Source organism: Brevundimonas sp. (genome assembly GCF_032107865.1).
Classification (GTDB): domain Bacteria; phylum Pseudomonadota; class Alphaproteobacteria; order Caulobacterales; family Caulobacteraceae; genus Brevundimonas.
This window is the reverse complement of the sequence record NZ_DAMCNG010000364.1, coordinates 1-1,497: the sequence shown is the minus strand read 5'-3', so window position 1 is coordinate 1,497 and position 1,497 is coordinate 1. Positions and strand designations below refer to the sequence as shown.

Here is a 1,497-nt window from a genome sequence, read left to right as displayed (position 1 = left end):
GCACCTGGGCCGCCTCGGCGCGCAAAGCGCCCGACTTCTCCAGTCGTGTGACCAGGGCGGAATCGAGGTTGCGCCGCACGCCCTTCAGCTCGCGCGCGCCGACGGCTTCGACGCGAGCCTGCTCGACGGCGTCGAACACCTCGGCGGCGTTCATGTCGACGGGGCGCAGCCGCGCGTCCAGCGTCGAATCATGATTGGCCAGACGCAGGGCCAGCCGGTCGGCCTGACCCCGCAGGGCGGCGCTTTCGGGCGCGGCCGGATCGCGCGGGGGATGGGGCAGGGTCAGCACGCCCTTGGACAGCTTGGGGCCATCACCGCCGAAATGCACCTCCAGCTCGGCCTGTTCGGCCAAGGCTCGAGCGGCGTGCGCCAATGCGCGCTTGAAGGTCTCGACGGGGGTCTCTGCGGCGGCCATCCGTCACACATAGACCATACTGCGGCGGGGGAAAGGGGACGAGGCGTCCCAGGCCGGGGATTCCATCGCGGCGTCCTCTGAACCCAAATGGTCCAGAGTCATCTGGAGCGAATATCTGAGCTTAGCTGGACATGCGCCCAACGAAACCGATGTCGCTTTAACGGCGCGCGGCGCGCTCGACCGAACCCTTCACCCGCACCTGTCGGCAGATGTCTTGCCGGACGTTGGAGCCGGTCGGTTGGCTACGATAGCATTCCTCGCGCACCTCTTCGCCGGGGCGCGGCGCCGATCGATCGCGCACCACGCCGCCTACCGGCATGGCCGCCGCCGACTGGGCGTGGACGGGGGTGGTGGACGAGCTCGACAGGAGCAGGCTGAACAGCAGGGGCGTCAACATCGGCGTTTCCTTTTCGATGAAGGCTTCGTGTCAGAACACCGCCCGTCCGCCGGGGGAGCGGGGCACGGGCCGCTCGCCCCAGCGCGAGCCTTGCATCTCCCGCATCATATCGGTCGACATGCGTTCGCGTTGGCTGCTGTTCAGCGGCACCTTGCGGCAGACCCGCTGCTGAATGGTGCTGCCCATGGCGCGCTCCCAGTCGCAGACTGTCCGCGTCGGGCCGTTCGTCACCGTAGGCGGGCGCGCAGAGATGGTGCGCGAAGGCGAGCTGGAGGCGCTGGGCGCGCGCGGCTCGGCGACCGCGGCGTTGTCGTCCTGCATCGGGGCGCCGTTCAGCATGAGCAGAGCGAGGGCCGGGATCAGCATGGCGAGAACTCCCATGGGGGGCGTCAGACGGTCACCATGCGGGCAAACGACCCAATTTACAACACTGTTCTCTCAATGGCTCCGCTTGAGCCTAGCGGGGCTTCAGCCGCACGCGCATGACGCCGCCTGGGCCGACCTCGACGTCGAACCGGCCGGTGGCGCGGACCAGTTCGGACAGTTTGGCGTGGCCATAGGTGCGCTGGTCGAAGTCGGAGTAGGTGTTGCGCAGGCGATTGGCGACGCCGCCGATGTTGACCCAGCCGTCGCCGTCCTCGTCCATGTCGGTGATGGCGGTGGCGATCAGGGGAACGGCTTCGGC

At 68.4% G+C, this 1,497-nt stretch carries 3 protein-coding genes and 1 pseudogene; all 4 read right to left on the bottom strand.

Translation table 11 applies throughout. The features are described 5' to 3' along the window. A pseudogene (locus RT567_RS16730) lies at nucleotides 1-415 on the bottom strand (cobaltochelatase subunit CobT); the annotation flags it as partial. Nucleotides 416-572: 157 nt separating this feature from the next. Beyond that, nucleotides 573-812, bottom strand: coding sequence for a hypothetical protein (locus RT567_RS16725; RefSeq protein WP_313577316.1), 240 nt, complete (start codon nucleotides 810-812; stop codon nucleotides 573-575). A gap of 30 nt (nucleotides 813-842) precedes the next feature. After that, a complete protein-coding gene (locus tag RT567_RS16720; RefSeq protein ID WP_313577315.1) occupies nucleotides 843-1,178 on the bottom strand; it encodes a hypothetical protein in 336 nt (111 codons plus the stop codon). Nucleotides 1,179-1,269: 91 nt separating this feature from the next. Beyond that, on the bottom strand, nucleotides 1,270-1,497 hold a 228-nt coding region (locus RT567_RS16715; RefSeq protein WP_313577314.1), incomplete at its 5' end, for an OST-HTH/LOTUS domain-containing protein.